Source organism: Streptomyces sp. NPDC001348 (assembly GCF_053597535.1).
This window is the reverse complement of record NZ_JBSFIK010000013.1, coordinates 23,650-50,153: the sequence shown is the minus strand read 5'-3', so window position 1 is coordinate 50,153 and position 26,504 is coordinate 23,650. Positions and strand designations below refer to the sequence as shown.

Sequence of the window (26,504 nt, the reverse complement as noted above, 5' to 3'; positions counted from 1 at the left end):
GGTCGTCGGCCGGTCAGCGGATCAGTCGCGCGTCCACTTCTGGTTGCTGCTGCCGTTGCAGGTCCACAGCTGCAGCAGGGTGCCGTTGGCCGTTCCCGCGCCGGTGGCGTCCAGGCACAGGCCGGACTGGTCACCGGTGATCGTGCCGTCGGAGTGGATGGTCCACTTCTGGTTGTTGCCGCCGGTGCAGCCCCAGATGTCCACCTTGGTGCCGGGGCTGGTGCCCTGGCCCGCGGCGTCCAGGCAGTCGCTTCCGTAGACCCGCAGCTCACCGGCCGAGGTGCTGGTCCACTGCTGGTTGCTGCCGCCGTTGCAGTCCCACAGCTCCACCTGGGTGCCGGCCGTCTGCGACTGGTTGGGCACGTCCACGCAGCGGCCGGAAGCGGCCCCGACGATCGCACCGGTCGTGCCGCCGTCGTTGCCACCGCTGCCGGGAGTGATGGACAGGTTGTCGAACTGCGCCGTCTCGCCCTGGCTGGTCCCGTAGCCGATCTGTCCGGCGGCATAGGTGCGGTCGTTCGTGGAACCGACGGTGGCTCCGTCGACGACGGCGGTGATGGTGGTGCCGGAGAAGGTGAGGCCCAGGGTGTGCCACCGGTTGGTGCCCAGCGCGGCGGTCGTGCCGCGGGCCAGGGTGGAGACGTTGCCGTTGGTGTTCGAGCTCAGGATCGACCAGGCCCCGGTGTCGCTCACCCGCAGGCGGTAGGCGTTCTGCCCTCCGGTGCGGTCGTAGTCGTGCCCGCCCGCACGGCCGATCAGCTCGACGTATCCGGGCTGTTCGAGCATGACGTCCGAGGAGACGGTGTAGTCGCCCCAGCTCACGTCACCGAGCAGGGCGTGCGGATCGGTCAGCGCGTCCCAGGTGATCGCCTTCTGCGGGCTCATCTGGCGCACACACTTTCCGCTGCGGCCGCCGCCGCAGCCCACCACCTCGAAGGCGCCCTGCCAGTCCATGAGGTACTTGGCCTCGGTTCCGGCGGTGTAGCTGTCGAAGGAGTCGCTGTACGGCAGCTTCAGGTTGCCCTGGGCAGGGCCGGTGGCGGTGCCCTTGCCCTGGCCGGTCGTGGTGGTCAGGGTGTACACGCGGCCGGGCTGGACGGTGAGGCTGAAGCCGCTGCCGGACGGGGTGATGTCCGTGGCGTGCACGAAGTAGTCGGCCGAGTTGCCGGAGCGGACGTCGGTCGACCAGACGTGGACGGCCTTGGTGGACAGCCCGCCGGTGACGTTGAAGTCCAGCGTCTGGGCGCCGCCGGCGTCCATCGTCTCGATGACCGTGGACCAGTCGGAGTTGTTCGTGGACTTCAGGGAGACGTAGCTGCCGTTGTTCCGGTTGCCGCCGATGTAGCCGCTGGAGGAGTCGAGGTAGTGCCACCCCGGGGCGGTGAACTGGCTGGTCTGTGCCATCACCCAGGCGTTCTTGCCGATCGAGTAGTGGCCGGACCAGGGCTGCGAGGCCAGGGCGAGCCCCATGGTGGGGTAGGGGATGTTGGGGGTGACGGCGGCGACCACCGGCCAGTTGAGGTAAGCGGTCATCCGGCCGTCGATGTAGCCGCGGTTGATGCCGCGGGCGACGGCCTGCGCTCCCCCGTTGTAGTCGTCCGAGCCGTTCTCGCTCGCCCACAGCGTCTTGCCGGACGAGGTGGCGGCCGCCGGCACCGAGCAGTTGGACTGCGACGACCGGTAGCCGCAGGGATAGTGGGTGCCGATGACGCCCACCGCGGCGGCGAAGGCCGGGTTGGAGTTGACGTCGTTCGCCACGTTCCAGTCCGAGTCAGCCGCGACGATCTTGACGTTGCCGTAGCCGTTGCTGTTGAGGGCGCTGCGCAACTGCTCGTACCAGGAGATGTTGTAGCCCCGCTCGTTCCACCCGCCGAGGTAGTCGATGGTCAGTCCGTGCTGCTTGGCGCAGCCCAGCCAGGAGAGCAGGTAGTTGACCATGTCGGTGGACCAGAAGTTGCCGCCGCCGATCCAGCCGGGCGCGCCCCAGGCGAGCCCGTACAGCTTGATGTCCGGGTTGCGTGCCTTGGCCTGCTCCATCAGCCACCACTCGTAGCCCCGGTCGCAGTTCAGGTCGGACCGGGTGTGCTGGTGACTGGGCTCGGCGCCCGAGGTGGAGTTGGTGTCACCGCCGACCTCCGCCTTGAGGATCTGGAGGGCGGCGCCGTAGCCGGGTTTGAACAGGTAGTCGAGGATCTGGCCGCGCTGGGGCTCGGGATAGTCGATCAGGAGTCTGCTGTTGCCGCCCCCGCCGCTGATCGCGCCGACGCCGTCGAAGACGCGGCCACCGGACGCGCCGTTGACGGTGATGGAGGTGGCGGCCTGGGCCGGCGCGGCGGCCGTGGCCACGAGGCCGCCGGCGGTCAGGAGGAGGCCCGCGAGCACGGCCGTCAAGGCGCGCAGGCGCCGGAACAACCGGCTGAAAGATGACACGGTGGGTTCCTTTCGCAGGTCGATCAGCGGGGGGTGAAGTCCTGGTTGCTGCCGGGCGTGTTCTTGCACTGCCACTGGTCGAGTTGCTGGCCGGGGTTGCCGCCGGCGCCGTAGACGTCCAGACACAGGCCGCTGTTCTTGTTCTGGAAGGCGTAGGAGCCGTCGGACTGCGGCAGCGGCAGCCAGAGGGCGCTCGCCGCGGTGCCGGGGGCCTGCTGGACGATGTCCGGGGTGCCCGCCGCCGTGGAGCCGCCGGCCACCGCCACGTCCAGGCCGGAGTTCTGGGCCCGCAGTTCGCCGTAGCCGCCGGAGGCGGGCACGAACCGGAACCTCTGGTTGGCCTGCCCGTTGCAGGTCCACTGGTCGATCGCGGCACCGGCGCTGCTCGAGTTGCCCTGGACGTCCAGGCACAGGTTGTCGGAGGCGATCACGAGTTGGTGGTCGCCGTCCGGGAAGCCGCCGCCACCGCCACTGGACGAGGCGGGTGTCAGATAGACGGAGAAGGCGTCGTGAGCGCCCTGGAACGTGATGGGCACGGTGATCGAGCCGCCTGAGGCGCTGACGTTCTGGTCGTACACCGTCTGCGGGGCGCCGAGCGGTGCCTGGTCGGGGATCCGGCGCACGGTGACGTGCACGCCGTCGGCGCTCGCCAACCAGGGCACGGAGGCCAGCCCGTCGAAGGTCACGGACGCCGCGCCGGTGTACCCGTTCGAGTCGCCGATGACCGCCACCGCTCGCTTGGCGGCGGAGTCCTCGGAGGCCGAGATCGCCGTGGAGCCGACCTGACCGGAGGTGTCCACGAGGGTGCCGGTCATGTCGGCGTAGTCCCGAAGCGCCCACCAGTTGCCGGTCGGCTGCCAGCTGCCCCCGCTCTGGGTGAGGACTCCGGTGAGGTTCGGGGTCATGCAGCACACCCAGTTGCCGCGCATCGCGTTGGTGTACCCGGACTGGGCGAACCGCGCCAGGTACCAGGCCGTCACCCCGGCGGTCTGCCGGTCGGCCGGCTGGTACTCGTTCGAGGACAGCGGCAGCGGGCCGATGCCCGCCGCGGTGAGATCGCTGTTCAGGGTCCGCGCTACGGTGACCGGGTCGTCGACGTCGCCCTCGTTGTGGTTGGTGATCATGTCCGGCACGGTCCCGGCCGCCTTCACGTGGGCGAGCCAGGTCTGCCATTCACCCGGGTTGTGCTGCGGGTTGAAGGCGAGTGACGGCCCCACGATCTGTGCCTCGGGTGCGATGCGCCGGATCTCCCGGTAGGCGGTGTCCCACATCCGGAAGTACTGGGTGCTGTTCACCCCCCGGGTCCAGAAGGCGGAGATGTCCGGCTCGTTCCAGATGTCGTAGGCGAAGGTGAGCCCCGAGGCCTGCAGCGCTCCCACCGTGGAGTCGATGAAGCTCACCCAGTTGGAGCAGTCGCCGTTGTCGCACGGATACCGTGTGTTCGACGGCTGGCCGCCGTTCGCTCCGTAGATGTCGCTCACCAGCACCTGGTACTGCGCGTGGTAGGGCGGCCGGGTGAGCCGTTTCGCCTGCGCGATGATCGAGTCGAGGTCGGCCCGGGTGGCCGAGCCGTACTGGTAGCCGTCCCTGATCCAGCCGCCGGAGAACCATCCGCCGCCGCGGAAGGCGTTGATCCCCAGCGGCTGGATGAACTGGTCCGCCGGCTGGCTGCCGTCCTGGGTGATGCCGTAGAGGAACCCCTCCCCCACGCCGGTCGACGGTCCCCGCGTCGACGCCAGGTGCACGCTCAGCGATTCGCCCGCGGCGGCCTGGCTCGCGGCTGTCGACAGCAGCGACAGCACGAATGCCAGGACGGTGCCGACCGTCAGTATCAGGCGGCCGGGCCTCGCTCTCGTCCTCATTTCCGATCCTCCTCCCGGTTCAGCGCCGCCGTGTTGCGGCGCGCGTCATGGACGGGGCCCGCTCCCCTGCTCGGGGCGGTGCGGCGCGGTGGCATGCCGGGGCGGCGGTCGGGTTCCGCCCCGGCGTCGAGCGCGGGTCTTTCACACGGTCAGGTCAGTGACCACTGCTGGTTGGACTGTCCGTTGCAGGTCCACAGTTCGACGGGGGTGCCGTTGGCGGTGGCGGCACCCGTGACGTCCAGGCACAGGCCGGACTCGGCGTTGGTGACGGTGCCGTCCGCGTTGACGTTCCACTGCTGGTTGGCCTGGCCGTTGCAGGTCCAGGTGATGACCTTGGTGCCGGGACTGGTCCCCCGGCCGGAGGCGTCCAGGCACAGCCGGCTGCCGCCCGAGTACACGCTGAGCTCCTGGGAGTCGGTCTTCGACCAGGTCTGGTTCGCCGCGCCGGCGCAGTCCCGGATCTGGGTCTGCGTACCCGGCGTCGTGGACGCGCCCGGCACCTCCAGACACTTGCCCGCGCCCACCGCACGCAGCGCACCGGTCGTGTTGCCACCGCCGCCGCCCGCTCCGTAGCCGGCTGCGGTGATGGCGGCCTGCACGGCGTTCTCGGTGGCGTCGGAGGGGTAGCCCGCCGTCATGGCGCCTTCGAAGAACTCGCCGGTACCCGAGACGCTGTTGTCGCCCCCGGTGCCGAGCAGCACCGAACTGTCGAGCTTCATCGGTGAGTAGCCCCTGGGCAAGGGACCGGAGAAGGTGGTGGTCAGTCCACCGCTGGAACCGTTGCCGTATTTGAGGGTGAAGTTGCTGGTGCCGTTGTTCTTCAGCCACGCGCTGACGAACGGGAAGTGCACCCCGGTGTTGTTGGGGTCTTTGTTGGAACCGGTGTTGGTGTGGTACATGCCGTTCTCCAGGTCGGCCTCGACCCAGGGACCGTTGCCCGTGCACCCGTTGAACCAGCAGGCGTTGCCCCAGTAGATGGCGTTCATGGTGGCGTTGCCGGTGTCGGTGTGGGAGTTCTCACCGCTGCCGTAGTCGAAGCAGCACCACTGGTTGGTGAAGTTCGACGACGTCACCATGTAGATGCCTTCGGGCTGGGAACCGGTGGCCACACCCTTCGCGTGGTCGATCCGGTAGCCGACACCCTGCTTGACCTTGACGCCGAAGACCTGGTGGCCGGCCGCGGTCACCGGCAGGGCCATGGCATCCGCGCCGACGTCGGATCCGTTGGGTCCGGGCCCCTTCCAGAAACCGCCCCAGGAGATCGGCAGGTCGTTGTGCATGCTGGTCTGGTCGTAGATCTTCGTGATCGTGCACGAGGTGCCCGCGCAGAACGAGACCTGGGACGCCGCGTCGGCGTACCCGCCCGCGCTGAGCACTCCGATGTCGCGGTAGCTGTGGTCGGAGGACCGCTGGATCTGGTACAGCGGCCCGTTGTACGACGCGAAGAGCGCCCGGGTGGTGGCGTGCGCCGTCACACACGGAGTGCCGCCCGCGGCGTAGATGTCGCACGGGAGCGACGCGTCCGCCGCACGGTGGGCCGCCGGCTGGACGGTGGCGGTGGTACCGGGCTGCGAGGGTTTGGCGAACGCCGGCGCGCCGAACGCGGCCAGGGCCATCGCCAGGGCGACAAGGAGCACGGCTTTCCATCGCCGTCGCCGGTGGTGGCCGGCTGGTTCGATCATGGAGACCTCCTCTGTGGCGGTGCCGCCCCCACGGCGGCACCGAAGCTGCGGGTGGTCGGTGCGCAGGCGCCCGGCTGCCGGCGGCAGGCAGGCCCGCGGCAGGGCCCGGCCGGTACTCGGCTCGGGCGCGGAGGGGGACTCATCCCAGCGTCCACCGCTGGCTGCTGCTGCCGTTGCAGGTCGACAGCTGGGCGAGCGCGCCGTCGGCCGTGGCCCCTCCGGTGACGTCCAGGCACAGACCGGACTGGACACCGGTGATGGTGCCGTTGGAGTTCAGCGTCCACTGCTGGTTGGTCTGGCCGTTGCACGACCAGATCTCCACCTTCGTCCCGGGACTGGTCTGGTTGTTGTAGGCGTCCAGGCACCTCTGATCGCTGCCGGAGTAGACGGTGAGCTGGTTGGAGGTGGAATGCGTCCAGGTCTGGTTGTCCCCGCCGTGGCAGCTCCAGATCTCCACCTGGGTACCGGCGGTCGTGGTCGAGTTCGGGACGTCCAGGCACTTGTCGGCACCCACCGCGTGCAGCGCACCGGTCACGCTGGTGCCGCCGCCACCGCTGGTGCCGCCCGCGACCCGGTACATCACCGTGCCGTGGGCCGGCACCGAGGCGCTGATCGTGCCGGTGGTGGTCGAGGACGCACCCGACCAGAGATCGGTCAGGGTGTAGGCGGACGCGCCGGACTTACCGATCGCGGCCGCGGTGGTGGTGATGGTCGCCGTCGAGCCCGTCTCGTTGAACAGCGCGACCGACACGTCTCCGTTCGCCAGCGGCTTGGCCAGCACGTCCCGGCCGCCCGAGGAGGAGACCATGGTGCCCTGCTTGCCCAGAGGGTCCTGGTCGACCGCGATCACCCGGGAGTTGGTGAGCGTGGACAGGGTGTCCGCACTGGCCGATGGGATGTTGGTGCCCGCGATCAGCGGGGCGGCCATCTCCGCCCACAGGCTGAACTCGCTGCGGCTCTCGGTGGCCGTCATCGAGCCGTTGCCGACCTCCAGCATGTCCGGGTCGTTCCAGTGGCCGGGGCCGGCGTAGGAGGCCAGTCCCACATTGCTGTGGAAGATCGACAGCATGCTGGAGAAACTGGCGCTGATGTCCCCGGTGGTGCGCCAGCTGTTGCCCACGCCCGCGCCCCAGGTCCACACGTTCTCCTGGCCCCAGTTGCACAGGCTGAACAGGATCGGCCGGCCGGTGGCGGCCAGGGCGTCACGCATCGCGGTGTACCGGGTCCGCGCCGGCGCTCCGGTGTTGTTGCAGTTGTCGTACTTCAGGTAGTCCACGCCCCACGACGCGAACGACTGCGCGTCCGTGGTCTCGTGCCCCAGACTGCCCGGGTACCCGGCACAGGTCGCGGTGCCCGCGTCCTCGTAGATCCCCAGCTTCAGCCCCAGCGAGTGCACGTAGTCCGCGGTGCCCTTGATGCCGTCGGGGAACTTGGCCGGGTCCGGTACCAGCCGGCCGCCGGAATCGCGGTTGTGGGTCATCCAGCAGTCGTCGATGTTGACGTACGAGTAGCCAGCCGCCTGCATGCCGTTGGTGTGCATCGCCTGCGCGGTGGACTTGATCAGCGATTCGGAGACGTTGCAGCCGTAGGCGTTCCAGTCGTTGAATCCCATCTGCGGGGTGAGCGCGAGGCCGTTGCCCAGCGCGGCGGCCGGCTGCGCCGTGCCGAGGACGAGGAGGGGGGCGGCCACGGCGAGCAGCACGACGGAGAAGGTGAGCGCCAGGGCCCTGCGCAAGGAAAGCAGGGTGGGCAGCGGCCGCGGTCGCCTGGCTCTCTCAGTGGTCACGGGCATGATTCATCGACTCCTGGACCGAGGTGGGCCGGGTTGTGGGAGAACACACGCATGGACGGTGGGGAAGGTCCCGCGGCGGTGCTTCGAGCGGGCCGGGGGACCGTCCCCTCACCGGTGGGGACTCAGCGGTAGCCGGCCGCGGTGATGTTGGCCTGCACCGCGTCGTCGGTCGCGTCGGAGGGATAGCCGGCGACGATCGCTCCTTCGTAGAAGGTTCCGGCGCTCAGGTTGGCGCCGCCACCGGGCTTGCAGCAGTCGCCGCCGCTCCCGAGGACGATGGCTCCCTGTTTCTTCATGGGGCTGTATCCGCCGGGGAGTCCGCCGTCCCAGAGGGTGGTCAGGCCGCCGGACTGCGCGTTGCCGCCCTTGAGGGCGAACCTCGACGTCCCGTTGTTCTTCAGCATCGCGGTGACGAACTTGTTCGGGAAGGCGCGCTGGTTGCGGTTCCAGGACTGACTGCCGCCGGAGTACAGGCCCCACTCGAGGTCGGCCTGGACCCAGGGACCGCTGCCGGCGCAGCCGCCGAACCAGCACTCGGTGCCGAAGTTGATCGCGTCCATCGCCCCGGCGGCGTCGGCCTTCCGGGTCGTCTCGCTGTTGCCGTAGTCGAAGCAGCAGCCGCCGTTGACGTGGGTGCCGCTGGTCACCATGTACGCCCCTTCGGGCGCGGTACCGGTCGGCACGCCCGTCAGGTGACCGTCCCGCCAGTAGCTGTTCCCCGGGTTGATGTACAGGGAGTACGCCTTGCTGCCCCCGGCGGTCAGTGACTCGGAGGTGGCCTTCGCGGGGCTGCTCTGATTCGATCCCGGGACCTGGGCCGAGCCCTGGTACCACAGGTCGTTGCCGTGTCCGGACTGGTCGCGGACGACCGTGATCACGCACGAGGTGCCCGCGCAGAACGAGTCCTGGGCCGTCGCGTCGGCGACGCCGCCGGGCGTCAGCACCCCGATGTCCCTGGTGGCGTTGTCCGAGGAGCGCCTGACCTGGTACAGGGAGCCGTTGTACGAACTGTAGAGGGCCCGCACCGTGCTGTGCGCGGCGACGCACGGCGTACCGCCCGCGGCGTAGATGTCGCACGGGCCCGATCCGCCGGGCGGCGGCGGGGGCGGAGGTGCCGGAGTGCTCCACTTCTGGTTGCCCTGGCCGTTGCAGGTCCACAGGATCACCGCGGTGCCGTTTGCCGTTCCCGCCCCGTTGACGTCCAGGCAGAATCCGGACGCCGCACCGGTGACGGATCCGTCGGAGTTCTCCCGCCACACCTGGGTCGGCCGCCCGTCGCACGACCGGATGACCACCGCGGCTCCGGGAGCCGTCCGGTTGTCGTAGGCGTCCACGCACCGGGTGCCGTTCATCGTCCTGAGTTCACCGGCCGACGTGAACTCGAAGGCCTGGTTGGCCTGGCCGTTGCAGTCCCATATCTGCAGCGCCGTCCCCGGCGTGTCGACGTTGCCCTTGACGTCCAGGCATCGCCCCGACGCCGGGCTCACCAGGGGCGCCGCGGACTCCGGCGCCGACCAAGTCGGCGCGGCGGCCAGCAACATGGCCAGCAGTGCCAGCACGGATGCGGCGGCGGCCGCCGGTAAGCGTCGTCCGAGAGCCGCGGGGCTCCGGGGCGGAACGGATGAAGGCTGCATTCTGTTCCTTGGATATGTGGGGGAAGGGGACAGAGAGTGCCGTGCCTGTCCGAGAGGCCAGGACGCCCGAGAGGACCCTCCGGGAACCCTCAGACATCCCATGTCGATAGTGATTCCACACGCAACTCACCGCTGTCAATAGAATCGTCTCCATCCACCAGCCCGCGATCCATCCCATGTTTGTGCCTGGTCGGACCGCTGTGACGGCATGGCGAAACCCGCGTCCGGCGACGGCCGCCGTGCCGGGCGCGGGTGTTCGTTCGGTCCGCCGGGATCCGGTGACAGCAGGGCGTTCGGCGCCCTCACCTCACCTGAGGTTCCAGTGCTGGTTGGCGCCGCCGTTGGAGTCCCAGATCTGGACGGAGGCACCGTTGGCGCTCTGCCCGGCGGGAGTCTCCAGTACCCGGCCGGAGGCGACGTTGGTCAGGGTGTACGAACCGTCGTCGTTCCGGCCGGCCCGCCAGTGCTGGTTGGCGCCGCCGTTGGCGTCCCAGATCACCACCCGTGTGCCGTTGCCCGTCTGGCCGCCCGGCTCGTCCAGAACCCGCCCACTGGCGATGTTCGTCAGCGTGTAGGAACCGTCACCGTTCTGACTCGCCCGCCACTGCTGGTTCGCGGCACCGCCGTTGGCGTCCCAGACCTGCAGCTGCGTACCGTTCCCCGTCTGCCCGCCCGGCACGTCCAGCACTCGGCCGGCGGCGACATCGCTCAGCGTGTACACCTGGCCGGAGACGATGCCCCCCGGGTCCCCCGGGTTCCCCCCGCTGCTGCCGCCCAGCGCGGACAGGGCCGCGTCGTAGGCCGGCTTCTTGTTGCCGTTGCGGTCGAACAGCAGCGGATTGTCCCCGCTGCGCCAGGAGTCGCTGTCCCGGATGCCCCAGGCGGTGATGCCGGTGCAGCGGGCGACGTTCATACAGGCCTTGACGGTGTTCGCGTAGGCCGTCGGCGGTGCCTGGGCGATGTCGAGCTCGGTGATCTGGACGTCGACGCCGAGGGCGGCGAAGTTGGACAGGGTGGTCTGGTAGCTCGACGGCGGGCCCCCGGCGCCGAAGTGGCTCTGGAATCCCACACAGTCGATGGGCACGCCGCGCGACTTGAAGTCGCGCACCATGTTGTAGACACCCTGGGTCTTGGCGTCGCTCCAGTTCTCGATGTTGTAGTCGTTGTAGCAGAGCTTGGCCGAAGGGTCGGCGGCCCGCGCGGTGCGGAACGCCTCCTCGATGAATCCGTTGCCCAGCACGTCATGGAACACCGAACTGCGCTGCTGTCCGCTGCCGTTGTCGGCGAAGGCCTCGTTGACCACGTCCCAGGCGTAGATCTTGCCCTTGAAGTGGGTCATCTCGCTGGTGATGTGGTTGTCCATCACACTGCGCAGGGTGTTCGCGTCCCTGATGCCGCCGACCCAGCCGGGCAGCTGTGAGTGCCACACCAGGGTGTGGCCGCGCATCCGCTGACCGTGCGCGGTGGCGTGGCTGACGATCTGGTCGGCCGGGCCGAAGTTGAAGTTGCCGCGGGACGGTTCGGTGGTGTCCCACTTCATCTCGTTCTCCGGGGTGATCATGTTGAATTCCCGGTCGAGAATCGTGGAGTACGTCGAGTCGCCGAGCCTTCCGGCCGCCACGGCCGTGCCGAAGTAGCGGCCGCTGCCGGCCGCCGCCGCGCCCAGCGTGCCGGAGGCCGCATGGGCCGCGGGCGTCGCCGCGCCGGTGAGGGCCAGCACCGTGCCGGCGGTCAGAGCGGTGGCCGAGGTCAGGGCCTTGCGGACACCGGGCCCCTTGTTGAGCCAGGACATGGGCGATCATTCTCCTCGGGTGGGGGGTGAGGACCGGTCACGAGAAGTGCTGAGGTGAAGCCGGGTCGGGGAGGCTTCAGGTGACCGGTAGAGCGGTCCACTTCTGGTTGGCGCCGCCGTTGCAGTCCCACAGGACCAGTTGCGTGCCGTCGGTGGTGGACGAGCCGGGGTCGTCGAGGCAGCGGCCGGAGACCGGATTGCGGTAGCCGCCGTTGTACGCCTGCCACTGCTGGTTGGTGCCGCCGTTGCAGTCCCAGATCTGGATCCTGGTGCCGTTGGCGGTACCGCGACCGGTCGCGTCGAGGCACTTGCCGAGTGCCCGCAGGCTGCCGTCGGAGCGCGCGGACCACGATTGCGCGTCGGAGCCGTCGCAGGACCGGATGTCCACGGCGGTCCCGTTGGCGCTGTTGCCGCCGGAGACGTCCAGGCACTTCCCCGCGACCGCGGAGCGCACCTGACCGCCCGTGGGGACCGCCGGGGGCTTGATCCAGCCGGCCGCGTCCGCGGCCCGGACCCCGGCGCCGAAGGCGTCCGCCATCTTGCGGTAGCCGTTGTCGTTGGGGTGCAGCGAGTCGGCGAGGTCCGCCGGGGTCAGCGCGCTCATGTCCACCAGGCGTACATGCTTGCCGGCGGCCTGCTCCGCCTGGACGATTCCGGGGATCCTGGCGTTGAACGCGGGCCGGCTGGCCTCCTCGGTGCCGCTGGTGGAGACGATCAGGGTGCCGACGAGGACGGTCACGTCGGGTACGTCGTCGGTGATCCGGTCGATGAGGGCGCGCAGCCGGTCGGGGGCGGTCGGCACTTGGTAGTTGCCGTTCAGATCGTTGGTGCCGATCTCCAGGGTCACCACGTTGGGCCGGTAACGGGCCAGCACGGAGTCGGCGATGCCGGTTATCTGGTCGATCCGCCATCCGGAGTGGCCTTCGTTGTCCGGGTCCGGCATGGTGCCGGCCCGGCCCGAACCGACGAAGTCCAGGGTGTGGCCGTCGGCCGACAGCTGGTTCCACAGGAAACCGCGGTAACCGTTCCCCGAGGGGCTGCCGACACCCCAGGTGATGGAGTCGCCCATCGGCATCAACCGCAGGGCGGTGGGAGCGGCGGCGGCCTGCCCGGTGAAGGGCGGCGCCCCGGCGCCGGGGGCGGCCGCCGCCGGCCATGCGGTGCACACGCCGAGCGCGGCCGTCAGCGCCGCGGCCAGGAGTGCCGGGTACTTCTTCATCAGCGTTCCTCACGGGTGCGCGACGGGAGTGTGGGCGCGAGCCGGTCAGCGGGGGGTGAAGTCCTGGTTGCTGCCGGCGGTGTTCTTGCAGGTCCATTGGTCGAGCTGCTGGCCTGGGCTGCTGCTGCCGCCGTAGGCGTCCAGGCACAGGCCGCTGTTCTGGTTCTTGAAGGCGTACGAGCCGTCGGACTGCTGCACCGGCAGCCACAGACTGCCGGCCCCGCTGCCCGGGGCCTGCTGCACGATGTCGGGCGTACCTGCGGTGGTGGAGCCGCCCGACACCGCCACGACCAGCCCGGAGTTCTGGGCCTGCAACTGGCCGTACCCGCCCGAGGCCGGCAGGAACTGGAACTGCTGGTTGCTCTGGCCGTTGCAGGTCCACTGGTCGATCGCGGCGCCCGCGCTGCCGGAGTTGCCGTACACGTCCAGGCACAGGTTGTTGCTGCCGATCACCAGCTGGTGGTAGCCGGTGGGGAAGCCGCCGTCGCCGCCGGACTGCTGGACGCCTGCCTGCTGGATGACCTGCCTCGCGCCCTGTGGCCAGTTGGTGCCGCTGACCTGGACGTTGCCGGTGAGGACGTTGTTGTGCGGGGGCCCGGTGGCGACGTACGTGTTGCCGCCGTTGTACCAGTTGCCGGAGAAGGTGCTGTCGTCGGTGTGGTTGTTGCCGTTGGCGTTGGTGAGCGCCCAGTTGCCGGCGTCCTGCACCACGTTGTGCGACACCGTCAGGTACCGGGAGCCCTCGTCCAGGTACAGCGCGGTGGTGTGGTTGTTGCCGTACATGTAGTTGTCGGAGATCACCGAGCCGGGATTCGCGGACAGGCTGTAGATGCTGCCGCCGTCGAACATGGCCTTCTTGGTGTCGAAGACCAGGTTGTGGGAGACGGTGTTGTTCTTCAGCGTCGTGGGGGTGCTGTAGATGGGCTGGTAGTTGTACGTGCCGCGGTTGACGTAGTCCTGGCTGCCGCCCGGGTCGTTCATGCCCCAGCCCCAGCCGATGTCGATCCCGTCGTAGGGAAGGTGGTCGCACTGGTTGTGGGTGATGGTCGCGTTCGTGACGTAGGTGGACAGGATGCCCGCGGTCTCCTTGTAGTCGGTGCCCACCCCGCTGACCCGGTTGTTGCTGATGGTGATGTTCTGGTTGGTCATCTGCGGGTTGCCGGGGTGGTGCGCGTCCGGCTGGATCCCCCCGACCTGGATGCCGCTGCCGGCGTCGTCGGTGAACGTGTTGCCGGTGATGGTGATGCCGTTCGCGCCGAGTCCGGTGCCGGAGGCCGTGGCGACCCCGTCGTTCCCCACGCCCAGGCCCACCTGGCCGAGTTCGGAGAACGTGTCTCCGGAGAACGTGATGCCGGTGGCGGCGGAGACCTGCACGGCCGCGGGCATCTGCGCCCAGTGGTTGCGGGTGGCCTCGAACTGGGTGCACCCCGATTTGCAGGTACTCAGCCAGTTGGCGGGCATCGCGAAGACGCCGGTGATGTGCGCGCCGCTCTGCTGGTCCGCGTAGCCGTCGGGCCCGCTCGGGCCGAGCCAGGAGGTACCCGTGAACCGGATGCCGGTGAAACTCAGGCCGGTGGCCGGTGTGCCGTAACTGCCGCTGATGCCGAGCAGACTCTGCAGCCGGGGCAGTTCGATGGCGAGGCTGTTCGGGTTCTGCCCCGGCTGGGCCCGGTAGTACAGGTCACCGGTGGACGAGTCGAGGTACCACTGTCCGGCCTGCTTCAGGAACGCGTAGTTGTTCTCGAGGTACATCGTTCCGCCGGCGAACGGCGCGTTGATGGTGTCGTAGCCCCATGAGTTGTTGTTCCACGCGGGCTGCTGCATGGTGATGGTCCTGCCGTTGATCGACTGGACCGGCGCGTAGCGGTCGGTGAAGGAGTTGACGCTCTCGACTTCCATGTGGTTCTTGTCCGTGAGCCCGGCCAGGTAGTCGAGGGAGGAGTCGGTGACGGTGAGGCCGGTCTGGGTGAAGGTGAAGGCCGAGCGGGGCACCTGGATCGCCGCCCGCGGCGCCTCCATGCCGTTCACATACAGCTGGCGCGTGTTCACACCGGTGCCGACGTGGGCCGACCAGATGTTGACATTCTGATCATGAACCTGCCAATTCGACACCTGCTGGGAGCCGCTCACGACCGGCTGCTGTCCGGACATCGCCTGGTAGGTGATGGTGTGGCCGTTCTGGCCACCGTCGTCGGAGCCGAAGGTCAGCGGCCTGGACAGCCGGTAGGTGCCACCGGCCAGGTAGACCACGACGTCCGAGTCGGCCGAGAGCCGGTGCGCGGGCTGCTGCGCCTGGTCGATCGTCGCGAACGGCTTGTCAGCGGTGCCGTTCCCTCCTGGAGCCGCGTCCGGCGCCACGTACAGGGCAGCGGCCGACGCCTGGCGCTCGGCGGGTACGGCTCCCGCGGGCCCTGCCACGCCCAGGCTCGCGGCCAGCAGGGCGAGCAGAGCTACTGGGGCGGCCAAGAGGCCGCGGAGCACTCTGTCTCTGGACATCGTCATCCTCCGGTGGCGGCGCGGGTGCGCTGGGGCTGTGGGTGGTCGGCCGGATTGGCGAGTGCCCGTGACCGGTGGCGATCCGGTCACGGGCTGGAGCCGGTCAGGTCAGCTGAGACTCCATTTCTGGTTGGATCCCCCGTTGCACGGCCAGAGTTCCGCCAGGGCGCCGTTGGCGGTGGAGGCACCGGTGACGTCGAGGCACAGTCCGGACTGGGTGCCGGTGACGGTGCCGTCGGAGTTCAGCTGCCACTGCTGGTTGGCACCGCCGTTGCACGGCCAGGTCACCACCTTGGTACCGGCGGACGTCTGGTTGTTGTACGCGTCCAGGCACATCTGGCTGCCACCGCTGTAGACGGTCAGCTGGTCGGAGGAAGTGCGGGTCCATTTCTGGTTGTCACCACCGCTGCAGTCCCAGATCTGCAGCTGCGTACCGGCCGTGGTGGACGAGTTCGGCACGTCCAGGCACTTGCCGGCGCCCACCGCGTGCAGCGCGCCGGTGCTCGTCCCGCCGGAAGGGGCGTTGCTGTACCCGGCCGCGGTGATGTTGGCCTGCACGGCGTTCTCGGTGGCGTCCGACGGGTAGCCGGAGGTCATCACGCCTTCGTAGAACGTGCCCTGGGCGCCCTTGCTGTTGTCGCCGCCGGTGCCCAGGATGATGGCACCCTGCTTCCGCATCGGGTTGTAACCCGGAACGTTGGGACGCACCCCGTCGTAGAAGGTGGACAGGCCGCCGGACTGCGCGTTGCCGCCGCGGATCGCCCAGTGGTTCGGGCCGCCCTTGATGATGGCGGTCGTGTAACGGTAGTTGATGGTCGGATCGTTCGCGTTGTAGTGCTGGTTGACACCGGAGAACAGACCGTTCTCCAGATCGGCCATGATCCAGGGGCCGTTGCCCGATCCGTAGCCCCAGACCCTGATGTTGCCGAAGTAGATGGCCTCCATGGTGCCGTTGCCGTCGTCGTTGCTGTCCGTCTCGGCGTTTCCGTAGTCGAAGCAGCAGCCGCCGTTGTAGTGCGTGCCGTCGAAGATCGCGTACATGCCCTCCGGGTTGTCCCCGGTCGCGATGCCGTTGGTTCGGTTGTTGCGGTAGCCCGTGCCGGGGGCCACGTACACGCCGTAGGCCTTGTGGCCGCCCACCGTGGTGGGTGCGGCGGTCGCGTTCGCGAGGTTGTCGGGGCCTCCCGCGGCGCCGCCCCCGGGCGCCTGGGTGAGGTTGTTGCCCCGGCCGGACTGGTCGTAGATGATCGTGATCAGACAGCTCGTCCCCGAGCAGAACGAGTCCTGGGCGGCCGCGTCGGCGTATCCGCCCGCGCTCAGGACGCCGATGTTCCGGGTGGTGTTGTCCGAGGCACGCCGGACCTGGTAGAGCGGCCCGTTGTACGAGGAGTACAACGCCCGTGTCGTGCTGTGTGCCGCCACGCAGGGCGTACCGCCTGCCGCATAGATGTCGCACGGCCCGGACGTGTCGGCACGGGCCGTGCCCGCGGTGGCCGTGGCGCCGGCCAGCGTGCCGGCCACGAGCACGGCCGCGGCCCCCGCGCGGGCGAACGCCTTCGGCCGGGAGCCGGGTGAGCGTACCGGCACAGGGACGTGTGCCCGGTCCGGCGCGTCGTCCGGCCTGCCACGGCGCCGCGCCGCGAATAACCGTCGCACGCCGCCGCGCCCCAGCAGCAGGTGGCGTCCTGTACGTGTTCCCATCCGATCTCCCTACCGTGCCGACGCGACCCGATCGGGTCGTACTGGTGGCGCTGACAATCCAGAAGCGCTCGGAGGTGCCTTATTTGCAGCGAGATTGCAGAGAGGTTTCGGGGGGAGACGGTGCTCCCGGCTTCACGGGCTGTCAAGGGTGCGGAGGCTTCTGCTGCGAACCTTGTCGCGGAATCGGTTCGACGGCTGAATCCTGCGGTTCGGGAACGACCGGCCCGCTCGGACCGGTCCGGTGCGCAGGCGTACGCACGGTGGCGCGACCTCCCGCCGCGCGGGCCGCGGCCGAACGCGCGGGTGCGTCCGGCGTTCGCGCCCTGCTCGCAGGCTGTATGACCATCCCGCTGCTGAACAGCGGTACAGCCGCCGAACCCGGATGACGGAGGGCCGTCCCGGAGGGCGCGGACCGAAGCGGCGGCGCCCCGGCCCGCGCGTCGACGCCGTCTCGAGCGCGGCGCACCATTGACCCCGCACTCCACCGGTCGTACCATCCCGTCGAAGCGCTTGCGTGGAACCGGTTCGCTCCACGCCTTCCGGTACTGCGTGCAATACGGAACACGTGCCGGTTCCCGGCAATCCGAGGCCGTTCCTCGTCACTCATGGCACTCGGTCACCCTTCTTCCGCCTTGAGCCGCCAGGGCGCGCAGACGGTTGCACGCACCGCCGGGCAGCAGGGCGAACAGCACCATCCGCACAGCGGACGAAACCTGCCCGCCCGGCCATGGCCGCCGCTGCTCCGCCCGCGACGGCGACCATGCCGACGGCCTCGGCACGGGGCGGGGCCGTCGGCATGGTCGCCGATGGGTCCGCATGGCCACAGCCCCCGCTCCGACTGTTCCGTCGGTGTGGGCGGACGGTCCGAGCCGGGTCGTACCTAGGAGGTCACTGATGCCAGGAAGCGAACCTGCACCCCGGGAGCCCGAGGGCTTCCCGTCCGGCCGGAGACGGCCCGGCTTACCGGCCCGGCACGACTCGAGGGAACGGCCCGTCAAGGCGGTCGCGGCCGCGCTCGTGGCGGTCGCGGGACTGATCGCCGCGATGCTCGCGACCCTCCAGCCGGCCGCGGCCGCCGGCAACCCGCACCAGCGCGGCCCCGACCCCACCGTGGCGAGCGTCGCCGCCACCAGCGGCCCCTTCACTACCGCATCGGTCAGCGTGCCCCCCGGCAACGGATTCAACGGCGGCACGATCTACTACCCCACCGACACCAGCCTGGGCACCTGGGGCGCCGTCGCGATCGTCCCCGGCTACACCGCCCGTTTCGCCGACGAAGAGGCCTGGATGGGGCCATGGCTGTCGTCCTTCGGTTTCGTCGTGATCGGCGTCGAGACCAACAGCCGCACCGACTTCGACACCGCACGCGGCACCCAACTGCTGGCGGCGCTGGACTACCTCACCCAGCGCAGCCCCGTGCGTGACCGGGTCGATCCCGGACGGCTCGCGGTCATCGGCCACTCGATGGGCGGAGGCGGGGTCGTCAGCGCCTCCGAACGACGGCCGTCGCTGAAGGCCGCCATCGCCCTCGCGCCCTTCTCCCCCTCACAGAGCCTGGCCACCGACCAGGTGCCCACCATGGTCATCGGGGGCCAGAAGGACACCGTCGTCACCCCTTCCTACCTCGACGGCCTGTACGCCGGCATGCCCGCCGCCACGCAGAGCGCCTTCCTCCAGATCGCCGGAGCCGACCACGTCTACTACACCCACCCCAACAACACCGAGATGAAGGTCCTGATCCCCTGGCTCAAGATCTTCGTCGACGAGGACACCCGCTACACCCAGTTCCTCTGCCCGGCGCTGGCCGACCCGGCCGGCTTCTCGGTCTATCACGGCAAGTGCCCGTACGCGCCTCCGACCACCACTCCGCCGAGCGGTACGGGTGCGCTGCGTGCGGTGGGCGCGGGCAAGTGTCTGGAGGTGCCGGGCGCGTCCACGACGCCGGGTACGCAGACCCAGATCCGGGACTGCACCGGCGCGGCGAACCAGACCTGGTCCCAGACCGCCTCCCACGAGCTCAGCGTGTACTCGGGCGGCAGCCGGCTGTGCCTGGACGCCTCCGGCCGGGGCACCAGTCCCGGCACCAAGGTCATCACCTGGACCTGCAACGGCCAGAGCAACCAGCAGTGGACGCTGAACTCCGACGGCACCGTCACCAGCGCCCAGTCCGGCCTGTGCCTGGACGTGACCGGCTCCGCCACGACCAACGGCACCCCGGTCCAACTGTGGACCTGTAGCGGCCAGTCCAACCAGCGATGGGCGCTGAGCTGAACCAGTGAGGGGCCCGCACCCCACGCCGGGACGGCATCCGGCCGCCGCCCCGGCGTGTCAGCGCGCGCCGCCCCCACCTCCCAGCCGTCACGTCCCGTGCCCGCCGGCGAACCGAATCCCGCGAGCTATCCTGTCGGCCCGCGGGTGGGTTCTTGGGGAGCTGAATGAACATCGGGGAGATCGCTCGGCGCGCCGGCGTGTCACGCAGCACGGTGTCCTACGCGCTCAGCGGCAAACGACCCGTCGCGAGCGACACCCGGAGACGTATCCAGGACGTCATCGACGAACTGGGGTACCGCCCCAACGCGACGGCGCGGGCCCTGAAGGAGGGCCGGACCCGGACGATCGGTCTCGTCATCCCGCCGGCCGGCAACAGACTCACGCACATGCAACTGGACTTCGTGGCCAGCGTGGTCGACGCCGCGGCCCGGGTCGACCTGGATGTGCTGCTGTCCCCTTCCGGCGGGGACCACGACCGCTCTTTCGACCGGCTGGTCTCGGAGAGCCGCGTGGACGGTGTCATCCTGATGGAGATCCGCCTGGAGGACCCTCGTGTGGGCCGTCTGCAGGACGCCGGGCTGCCGTTCGTCGGCATCGGGCACACGGCCGACGACCGGCGGATGTCCTGGATCGACGTCGACTACGCCGGCTTGGTCCGGCACTCCGTGCGGCACCTCGCGGATCTGGGGCACCGCCGAGTGGCTCTGATCACTCGCTCCCCCGAACTCGTCTCGGCCGGTTACGGTCCGGCGCGCAGGGCCGGCGAGGGTTTCGAGGCCGCCGTGGCGGAACGCGGCCTCGACGGCATCGAGGTGCCGTGCGGGGACGACGCCCGCTCGGGTCAGGAATGCGTCGAGGCGCTCCTGCGCGGCCATCCGGACCTCACCGCTGTCACCACCATCAACGAGGCCGCCCTGCCCGGCATCCAGCGGGCGCTGGCCGACGTGGGCCTTCGAGTGCCCTACGACTTCTCCATCACCGGAGTGGTGGCCAGGACCTGGGCCGAGGACTTCCGTCCGCCGCTCACGGCAGCGGACGTCCCGGCCCTGGAGATGGGCGAGAAAGCCGTTTCCCTGCTGGTGGAACGCATCACCGCGCCGGAGGCCCCGCCTCGGCACATCCTGTTGACCCCGCCGATCTCGCTCCGCTCCAGCACGGCCGCCGCACGCACCGGCTGGCAGCCGTGAGGCGGACGCGCGGCGGGTGAGCCGGGCGGTCCCTCATTCGTCCGAGCCCTCCCGCGGTCCCTGGCGCCGTCGGCAGAGACCTGCGACGGCTAAACATCTCGGAACCGGAGTCACAGGCAACGGAGCGCGTACCGGAGTGGGGACAAGGCCCCCGCGCCGTCCGGCGCCGCCCGTCCACAGCCGCCGGCAGACGCGTCCGGCAGGTACGGCGATCAACTGCCGGGGTGCACGTAGAAACGTTTATCCGGGACTGCGCACACCCGGGTCGCGCACTGGTCCGGCACGGGAAATGGCCAGGCCGAGAAGACCACACAGCTCAGATCAACTTAGATTTTACACATTGTCCGACATCCGTGACGCTCTTGCGGAGGCCTCGTGATCCACGGCTAGGTATGTGCTGCGGCCGCTTCCTGGCCCGGGCTCCCGACGAGCCTGGACCGATGTCAGGGAAGTGGCCGAGAACATCGCATGTGAGGAGTAGTCATGAAGAAGGCCTACGAGGCACCGACGCTCGTCCGGCTCGGCACCTTCCGCAAGGAGACCGGGCTCCTCGGGCGCGCGGGCAACGACCGGTTGGTCCTGAGCAAGAACTGAGGCCGGACGGTCCTCAAGACCCGACGTCATGACTGAACTGCACGAGAGTGCGGGGACGGGCCCCGGCGACGCGCACTTCGCGGTCTTCTCGGACCGTGCGGACGCGGCCGCCGTGGCCCGATCCTTCGCCCTCCCCGGAAGCCGGACCCTCGCGCACGCGTCGGGCCGGCCCTGGCTGGTCGGCCACTGGCACGACGACGAGGTCGTCGCGGCCCACGCCGGCGCCTCCTCCATCGCCGTGATCGGCTGCTGCCCGATCGACACCGACCAACTGCGACGCCGGGCCGCGCGGTTGCGTGATCTCGCGGAACTCGACACCCTGGTTCGCTCACTGCCCGGCAGTTTCCATCTCGTGGGCGCCCTCGACGGACACACCAGAGTGCAGGGCACCGCCTCCGGACTGCGGCTCGTCTTCCACGCCGAGATCGGCGGCGTGCGGGTGGCCGCTTCCCGGGCCGACACGCTCGCCACCGTCCTGGGCCTCGACCCCGACGTGGACGAACTGGCCGTGAGGCTGTTGTGGCCGGCCCCTTATCCGCTGTCCGAGTCCTCCATGTGGCACGGCATCACCGCGGTTCCCCCGCAGGACGCCATGGTCGTCGCCACGGACGGGCGCAGCGTACGGCACACCCGATGGTGGACTCCGCCGGAGCCGGTCCGGCCGCTAGCGCAAGCGGTGCCACTGATCCGGAAGGCGTTGGAGGACGCCGTCGACGCCCGCACCCGTCAGGGCGGCGTGGTGAGCTGCGACCTGTCCGGAGGCTTGGACTCGACATCCGTCTGTTTCCTGGCCGACCGCTCCGCCGCCCGCGTGGTGGCCGGCACCTGGCCGGGACGCGATCCGGCGGACACCGACCTGCAGTGGGCCGAGCGTGCCATCGGGCACCTCCCGGACGTCGAGCACCTCGTCTGGGACCCCGATGAGTCGCCACTGGTCTACGAGGATCTGCTCGGCGTCGACGACCTTCTCGACGAACCCACCATCGGCGTCATGGACCGCTCCCGGGTCCTGCACCACCTGCCCGCCCTCGCCGCACGCGGCAGCCGGTTGCACCTGACCGGCATCGGCGGCGACCACGTGGCATGGTGCTCGGAGGCGTACTACCACGGGCTGCTGCGCACCCGCCCGCTGTTCGCCCTGGGGCAGCTGCGGGGGTTCCGGGCGCTGTGGCAGTGGCCGTTCGGCGGCACCGTCCGCGCGCTCGCCGACTCCCGGCCGTACGGCAGGTGGCTCGCCGACGCCGCCCGCCATCTGCGCGACCCCTCGCCGTCGCCCGTCGCGACGGGCCTCGGCTGGGGCATGGCGCCGCGCGTGTTCGCCTGGATGACCCCGGAGACCGAACGGACGGCCCGCCGGGCGCTGCTCGACGCCGCGGCGACGGCCTCGCCGCTCCATCCGGACCGTGGACTGCACTCGGACCTCGAGCAGATCCGCTCGGGCACGCGCATCATCCGGCAGTGGGACCGGATGGCGGCCCGTACCGGCCTGCCGATGGCCTCCCCCTTCCTCGACGACCGGGTCATCGAGGCGTTCCTCGCCGTACGCCCCAGCGAACGCGTCTCACCGTGGCGGTACAAGCCCGCCCTGAGCGCAGCCATGCGCGGGATCGTGCCCGAGGAGTGCCTGCGGCGGAGCAACAAGGCCACGGCGTCCATGGACGCCGCCAACGGACTGCGCGAACACCGCGCCGACCTGCTGGCCCTGTGGGAGGACTCGCGGCTGGCGGAGCTGGGGCTGGTGAACGGCGCCGAGCTCCGCCGCCTAGCCTTGCGACCGGCCTCACATGGGCTCTCCGAGGCCATCCTCTACTCCACGATCGCCGCCGAGGTGTGGCTGCGGGGACTTGCCCGCCGCCGTACCCGCGTCCCGCGGCCCTGACCGCGTCCACCCACCGTCAGACACATCAGAAAGGCCTCACATGCCCCTGCGGTTCGGCGACAACGTCTCCACGGCCGAGACCGATTACGGCACGGTACTGCTGGACGAACGGGCCGGTTCCTACTGGGAACTGAACCCGACGGCCACTTTGGTGGTGCGGACGCTGCTGGACGGGGGCGAGACGGCGGACGCGGCCGCCGCCCTGGTCAGGGAGTTCGACATCGACCAGGCGCAGGCCCGGCGGGACGTCGAGACCCTCGTACGTGAGCTGCGCGCATCGGGGCTCGCCTCATGACCACGCCCAGCGCCCTGGAACGCCCCGGCGCCGTGCCCCTGTCCCGGCGACTGGCCGCCCGCCTCGTCCTGCTCCCCGCCGTCGCCCTCGCCCTGCTGCCGCCCCGCCGCATCCGCACCGTCCTCGGTGTTCTGCGACGCGGTGCCGCACCCGCCACCACAGCGCAGGCGCAGGAGGCGCGCGACGCCATGTGCGCCGTCAGCCTGCAGTGCGCCGGTCCGAAGGGGTGCCTGCCGCGCTCTCTGGGGGCGGTACTGCTGTGCCGGCTCGGCGGAACCTGGCCGACCTGGTGCACCGGGGTACGCGTGGTCCCGCCCTTCACCGCGCACGCCTGGGTCGAAGCGGAAGGCCGTGTCGTCGGCGAGGGCGTGCCGGAGGGCTACTTCGCCCGGCTGGTGACCGTCGGCCCGCTGTCACCGTCGACGGACCGATGACCGGCACGACCGTCCCGCCGGGCGGCCGGGCCGAGGCCGCCGTCGACGACAAGTCCTCCGTCCGGACGGCGTTCGCCACGATGTACGGGCTCACCGCCGGGCACCGCAGCACGATCACCGTCGCCACCGTACTGACCCTTCTGGCCTCCGCCCTGGGGCTGGCCCAGCCACTCGTCGCCAAGCGCGTCATTGACGCGACCGGTCGCGGACAGGTCGCCTGGCCGCTGCTGGCCCTCCTCGGGGCACTGTTCCTCGTCGAGGCCGCCGCGGGAGCCGCGGGGCGCTTCATCCTGGAGCGCATGGGCGAAGGAGTCATACGGCAGCTGCGTCACGGGCTGGTGGGACGGCTGCTGCGGCTCGAGATGAAGGAATACACCCGGCACCGTGGCGGCGACCTCGTCTCCCGGGTGACGGCCGACACCACCTTGCTCCGGGAAGTCGTGTCGCAGGCCCTGGTGGATCTCGTGACGGGAAGCCTGGTCGCCGCAGGGGCGATCATCCTCATGGCGTGGCTGGACCCCCTGCTGCTGCTCCTGGTCGCCGCAACCGTGGCGGCGGCAGCCGCGGTCGTCGCGTCGCTGCTCACTGGTATCAGGTCCGCGTCCGAACACATGCAGAACTCGGTCGGTGCCATCGCCGCCGACCTGGAACGCGCTCTGGTCTCCCTGCCGATGGTCCGTGTGCACCGGGCCGAGGAACGCGAGGCGGCCGGCATCGGCGCTCGTGTCGACGCGGCCTACGGAGCCGGCGTACGCACCGCGAAGCTCGCCTCCGTCATGAGCTCCGCCGTCGAACTCGCCGTCCAGGGCTCGTTCCTCATCGTTCTGGTCGTCGGCGGGCTGCGCGTGAGCGGCCACGCCGGCTCCCTGGGCGACCTCGTCGCCTTCCTGTTGTACGCCTCGTACCTGGTGCTGCCGCTGTCCTCCGTCTTCCGTGCCGTGGGCCTCGTCCAACGCGGGATGGGTGCCTACCAGCGCATCGACGAGGCGCTCCGCCTGACGGTCGAGGCCACCGCTCCACGGGTCCCGGGCGACCGCACATCCGCGGCGCGGCCGGCCGGGCCGACCCCGGTCAGCGAGCACCCGGCCCTCGCCCTGGAGGACGTCCACTTCTCCTACGACCCGCGGCGGCCGGTCCTCCGCGGTGTCTCGTTCACGGTCCCGCACCGACGCTACGTGGCCCTGGTGGGCCGGTCCGGAGCCGGCAAGAGCACGGTGTTCGCGCTGGTGGCGAGGTTCTACGAGCCGGACGCGGGCGCCGTGTTCCTCGACGGGCGGCCCGCAGCCGAACTGACCCGTGAGGCATGCCGCCGCGGCATCGCCGTCGTCGGTCAGAACACCCACGTCATCCACGGCTCCCTGCACGACAACATCACCTACGCGGTGCCCGACGCGACGCAGGCGGACATCCGGCGGGTCATCGAACTGACCGGCCTCGAAGAGGTCGTCGACAGGCTGCCCGGCGGCCTGTCCGCCGTCGTCGGCGAACGTGGCGGCACCCTCTCCGGCGGCGAGTGCCAGCGCATCGCCCTCGCCCGCGCGTTGCTGGCCCGCCCCTCGTTGCTCCTGCTGGACGAGCCCACCTCCCATCTCGACGCCATCAACGAAGCGGCGATCACCACCGTCATGAAGAACATCGCCCAGGAGTGCGCCGTGCTGGTCATCGCCCACCGTTTGTCCACCGTGCAGCACGCGGACCACATCGTCGTGCTGCAGGACGGCCGCACCGTCGCGGGCGGGCGCCACGAGGAGCTGCTCTCGAGCAGTGCCCTCTACCGTGAGCTGGCCGCGAGCCAGATGCTCCGGCCGGGAGGCGACCGTCGGGGGTGAACTTCTTCCGGGCCCGCGCCGTCCCGGTCACAGGTGTCGCCCGTGCGAACCCGCGGGCCGGAACCACGGCGGGCGTGCGGGCGGTGTCCGCCCGACTCCGCTACTGGTTCGAGTGCGCCGGGCAGTCCGCCCGCGCGGGGTCTCGAACCGGCCACGGCGCGGTCCGGTGCACGAAGGCCGGCCGCAGATGGGGGTCCTCGGCGTCGTAGTAGCGGTGGAACACCGCGGTCGCCCCTCCGGACAGGGGTGGGACGATCCAGCTCCAGTCCGCCGGTACCGGGCGCCCGTGCCGTTCCTCGCGCTCGACGTGCGCGAGGAACCGGCGCGACTCCGTATGGTGGTCGGCCATGGTCACCCCCGCCCGCTCGTAGGAGTGCAGGACCGCCAGGTTGAGCTCGACCAGGGCGCGGTCCCGCCACAGGGTGCGCTCGTCGCGAGTGTCGAGGCCGAACAGTTCGGCGACGGCGGGCAGCAGGTCGTAGCGGTCGGTGTCGGCGAGGTTGCGCGAGCCTATCTCGGTTCCCATGTACCAGCCGTTGAAGGGCGCTGCCGGATACCTGATCCCACCGATCTCCAGCGCCATGTCGCTGACGGCCGGCACCGCGTACCAGCGCAGGTTGAGACCGGCGAACCCGGGATGGTGCGGATGCGTCAACGGCACCTCCAGCACGGCGTCCTCGGGCACCTCGTAGAACTTCGGGGTGAGGCCGGGGCCGGGCTGCACCAGCAACGGCAGCACCTCGAAAGGGGTTTCGCCGCCCTTCCAGCCCAAGTCCTGGGCCAGCGCCGTCCGGTGGGCGCTGCGCGGGTCGTCCGCGTAGCGCACCAACTGCTCGCCCAGCAGCGTTGCGGCGGGACGGCCGGGGCGATCGGGGGCGAAGACGCTGATGACCGGCCGGATACGGCCTGCGTTGGTCGCGATCCGCAGATGCTCGAAGCATTCGTCGGCGATGTCGTCGGGATGGGTGACGTGCCGCAGGTCCCGCACGACCAGGTTGTTCCAGTACAGCCGGCCGATACAGCGCGCCGCGTTGCGCCAGGCCACTCGTGCCCCGAACGCCAGCTCCGCCGGGGTGTGTTCGTACGTGCCGAAGCGCTCCACCTCCGCGGTGACCTCCGTGAGCCGCCGGCGCGGATCGCCGTGGCCCGGGTTCTCGGTGGCGTACTGGCGGATGAACACCTCGGCGGCCGCCAGGACGGCCTCGTGCGCCGACGGGCGGCGCCGGGCCGGGTCGGACGTAAAGGGAAGTCGCACCGGATTCTTCTCCTGCTCGGGGTCTGGTGCTCACACGGACCCGGCCTGCCGGCGGCGTCGGGCGGCCGCTCGGCCGGGAGTGGACGGTCGGAGCCGAGTCCGGCGACCGGGCACGGCGGGCGAGGGGCCGCACGGCCGGGCCGGGTCGGCCG

Annotated in this window: 16 protein-coding genes and 1 pseudogene; 7 read left to right on the top strand and 10 right to left on the bottom strand. The window is 70.3% G+C overall.

What is annotated here, in order from left to right:
* Positions 1 to 21: 21 nt before the first annotated feature.
* The 9 genes and pseudogenes from ACWC21_RS16115 to ACWC21_RS16075 all read right to left on the bottom strand — a co-directional run bounded on the left by ACWC21_RS16115 (position 22) and on the right by ACWC21_RS16075 (position 16,608).
* Positions 22 to 2,430: a ricin-type beta-trefoil lectin domain protein gene (locus ACWC21_RS16115; protein WP_450882153.1), complete on the bottom strand. Its 2,409-nt coding sequence runs from the start codon at positions 2,428 to 2,430 to the stop codon at positions 22 to 24.
* Positions 2,431 to 2,453: 23 nt separating this feature from the next.
* Positions 2,454 to 4,292, bottom strand: coding sequence for an RICIN domain-containing protein (locus ACWC21_RS16110; RefSeq protein WP_450882151.1), 1,839 nt, complete (start codon positions 4,290 to 4,292; stop codon positions 2,454 to 2,456).
* Positions 4,293 to 4,441: 149 nt separating this feature from the next.
* Entirely contained in the window at positions 4,442 to 5,974 is a 1,533-nt protein-coding gene (locus ACWC21_RS16105) for an arabinofuranosidase catalytic domain-containing protein (protein ID WP_450882149.1), read from the bottom strand.
* A 139-nt stretch (positions 5,975 to 6,113) separates the two neighbouring features.
* On the bottom strand, positions 6,114 to 7,766 hold the full coding sequence (locus tag ACWC21_RS16100; protein ID WP_450882147.1) for a glycoside hydrolase family 27 protein: 1,653 nt from the start codon (positions 7,764 to 7,766) through the stop codon (positions 6,114 to 6,116).
* A 122-nt stretch (positions 7,767 to 7,888) separates the two neighbouring features.
* Complete coding sequence (locus ACWC21_RS16095) at positions 7,889 to 9,322, bottom strand: arabinofuranosidase catalytic domain-containing protein (protein ID WP_450882375.1); 1,434 nt, start codon at positions 9,320 to 9,322, stop codon at positions 7,889 to 7,891.
* A 388-nt stretch (positions 9,323 to 9,710) separates the two neighbouring features.
* Positions 9,711 to 11,192, bottom strand: a pseudogene (locus tag ACWC21_RS16090) (endo-1,4-beta-xylanase); the annotation flags it as partial.
* A gap of 76 nt (positions 11,193 to 11,268) precedes the next feature.
* A complete protein-coding gene (locus ACWC21_RS16085) occupies positions 11,269 to 12,411 on the bottom strand; it encodes a ricin-type beta-trefoil lectin domain protein (RefSeq protein WP_450882145.1) in 1,143 nt (380 codons plus the stop codon).
* Between the two features lie 45 nt (positions 12,412 to 12,456).
* Positions 12,457 to 14,907, bottom strand: a complete 2,451-nt coding sequence (locus tag ACWC21_RS16080) for an RICIN domain-containing protein (protein ID WP_450882143.1) — start codon at positions 14,905 to 14,907, stop codon at positions 12,457 to 12,459.
* Between the two features lie 108 nt (positions 14,908 to 15,015).
* Entirely contained in the window at positions 15,016 to 16,608 is a 1,593-nt protein-coding gene (locus tag ACWC21_RS16075; protein WP_450882141.1) for an arabinofuranosidase catalytic domain-containing protein, read from the bottom strand.
* 894 nt (positions 16,609 to 17,502) lie between these two features.
* Between ACWC21_RS16075 and ACWC21_RS16070 the strand changes: the two genes are divergently transcribed.
* The 7 genes from ACWC21_RS16070 (at position 17,503) to ACWC21_RS16040 (ending at position 25,097) form a co-directional block, all read left to right on the top strand.
* Positions 17,503 to 18,879: a poly(ethylene terephthalate) hydrolase family protein gene (locus ACWC21_RS16070; protein WP_450882139.1), complete on the top strand. Its 1,377-nt coding sequence runs from the start codon at positions 17,503 to 17,505 to the stop codon at positions 18,877 to 18,879.
* A gap of 164 nt (positions 18,880 to 19,043) precedes the next feature.
* Positions 19,044 to 20,066, top strand: a complete 1,023-nt coding sequence (locus ACWC21_RS16065) for a LacI family DNA-binding transcriptional regulator (protein WP_450882137.1) — start codon at positions 19,044 to 19,046, stop codon at positions 20,064 to 20,066.
* Positions 20,067 to 20,549: 483 nt separating this feature from the next.
* Complete coding sequence (locus tag ACWC21_RS16060) at positions 20,550 to 20,660, top strand: keywimysin-related RiPP (RefSeq protein ID WP_450882135.1); 111 nt, start codon at positions 20,550 to 20,552, stop codon at positions 20,658 to 20,660.
* 28 nt (positions 20,661 to 20,688) lie between these two features.
* Complete coding sequence (locus ACWC21_RS16055; protein ID WP_450882133.1) at positions 20,689 to 22,539, top strand: lasso peptide isopeptide bond-forming cyclase; 1,851 nt, start codon at positions 20,689 to 20,691, stop codon at positions 22,537 to 22,539.
* 40 nt (positions 22,540 to 22,579) lie between these two features.
* Positions 22,580 to 22,834: a lasso peptide biosynthesis PqqD family chaperone gene (locus tag ACWC21_RS16050; RefSeq protein WP_450882131.1), complete on the top strand. Its 255-nt coding sequence runs from the start codon at positions 22,580 to 22,582 to the stop codon at positions 22,832 to 22,834.
* Complete coding sequence (locus ACWC21_RS16045; protein WP_450882129.1) at positions 22,831 to 23,268, top strand: lasso peptide biosynthesis B2 protein; 438 nt, start codon at positions 22,831 to 22,833, stop codon at positions 23,266 to 23,268. The genes ACWC21_RS16050 and ACWC21_RS16045 overlap by 4 nt, the downstream gene beginning before the upstream one ends.
* The gene (locus ACWC21_RS16040) at positions 23,265 to 25,097 is read left to right on the top strand and encodes an ABC transporter ATP-binding protein (protein WP_450882127.1); all 1,833 of its coding nucleotides are present in this window, start codon (positions 23,265 to 23,267) and stop codon (positions 25,095 to 25,097) included. Before ACWC21_RS16045 ends, ACWC21_RS16040 begins: the two co-directional genes overlap by 4 nt.
* A 100-nt stretch (positions 25,098 to 25,197) precedes the next feature.
* Here ACWC21_RS16040 and ACWC21_RS16035 read toward each other — a convergent pair whose 3' ends face one another.
* Positions 25,198 to 26,352, bottom strand: a complete 1,155-nt coding sequence (locus ACWC21_RS16035; RefSeq protein ID WP_450882125.1) for a nitric oxide synthase oxygenase — start codon at positions 26,350 to 26,352, stop codon at positions 25,198 to 25,200.
* Positions 26,353 to 26,504 lie beyond the last annotated feature (152 nt).

Excerpts from the sequence above, each read along its gene's own strand:
- ACWC21_RS16110 (WP_450882151.1), bottom strand. The coding sequence starts at position 4,292 with ATGAGGACGAGAGCGAGGCCCGGCCGCCTGATACTGACGGTCGGCACC.
- ACWC21_RS16105 (WP_450882149.1), bottom strand. The coding sequence starts at position 5,974 with ATGATCGAACCAGCCGGCCACCACCGGCGACGGCGATGGAAAGCCGTG.
- ACWC21_RS16100 (WP_450882147.1), bottom strand. The coding sequence starts at position 7,766 with ATGCCCGTGACCACTGAGAGAGCCAGGCGACCGCGGCCGCTGCCCACC.
- ACWC21_RS16085 (WP_450882145.1), bottom strand. The coding sequence starts at position 12,411 with ATGAAGAAGTACCCGGCACTCCTGGCCGCGGCGCTGACGGCCGCGCTC.
- ACWC21_RS16080 (WP_450882143.1), bottom strand. The coding sequence starts at position 14,907 with ATGTCCAGAGACAGAGTGCTCCGCGGCCTCTTGGCCGCCCCAGTAGCT.
- ACWC21_RS16075 (WP_450882141.1), bottom strand. The coding sequence starts at position 16,608 with ATGGGAACACGTACAGGACGCCACCTGCTGCTGGGGCGCGGCGGCGTG.
- ACWC21_RS16070 (WP_450882139.1), top strand. The coding sequence starts at position 17,503 with ATGCCAGGAAGCGAACCTGCACCCCGGGAGCCCGAGGGCTTCCCGTCC.
- ACWC21_RS16065 (WP_450882137.1), top strand. The coding sequence starts at position 19,044 with ATGAACATCGGGGAGATCGCTCGGCGCGCCGGCGTGTCACGCAGCACG.
- ACWC21_RS16060 (WP_450882135.1), top strand. The coding sequence starts at position 20,550 with ATGAAGAAGGCCTACGAGGCACCGACGCTCGTCCGGCTCGGCACCTTC.
- ACWC21_RS16055 (WP_450882133.1), top strand. The coding sequence starts at position 20,689 with ATGACTGAACTGCACGAGAGTGCGGGGACGGGCCCCGGCGACGCGCAC.
- ACWC21_RS16050 (WP_450882131.1), top strand. The coding sequence starts at position 22,580 with ATGCCCCTGCGGTTCGGCGACAACGTCTCCACGGCCGAGACCGATTAC.
- ACWC21_RS16045 (WP_450882129.1), top strand. The coding sequence starts at position 22,831 with ATGACCACGCCCAGCGCCCTGGAACGCCCCGGCGCCGTGCCCCTGTCC.
- ACWC21_RS16040 (WP_450882127.1), top strand. The coding sequence starts at position 23,265 with ATGACCGGCACGACCGTCCCGCCGGGCGGCCGGGCCGAGGCCGCCGTC.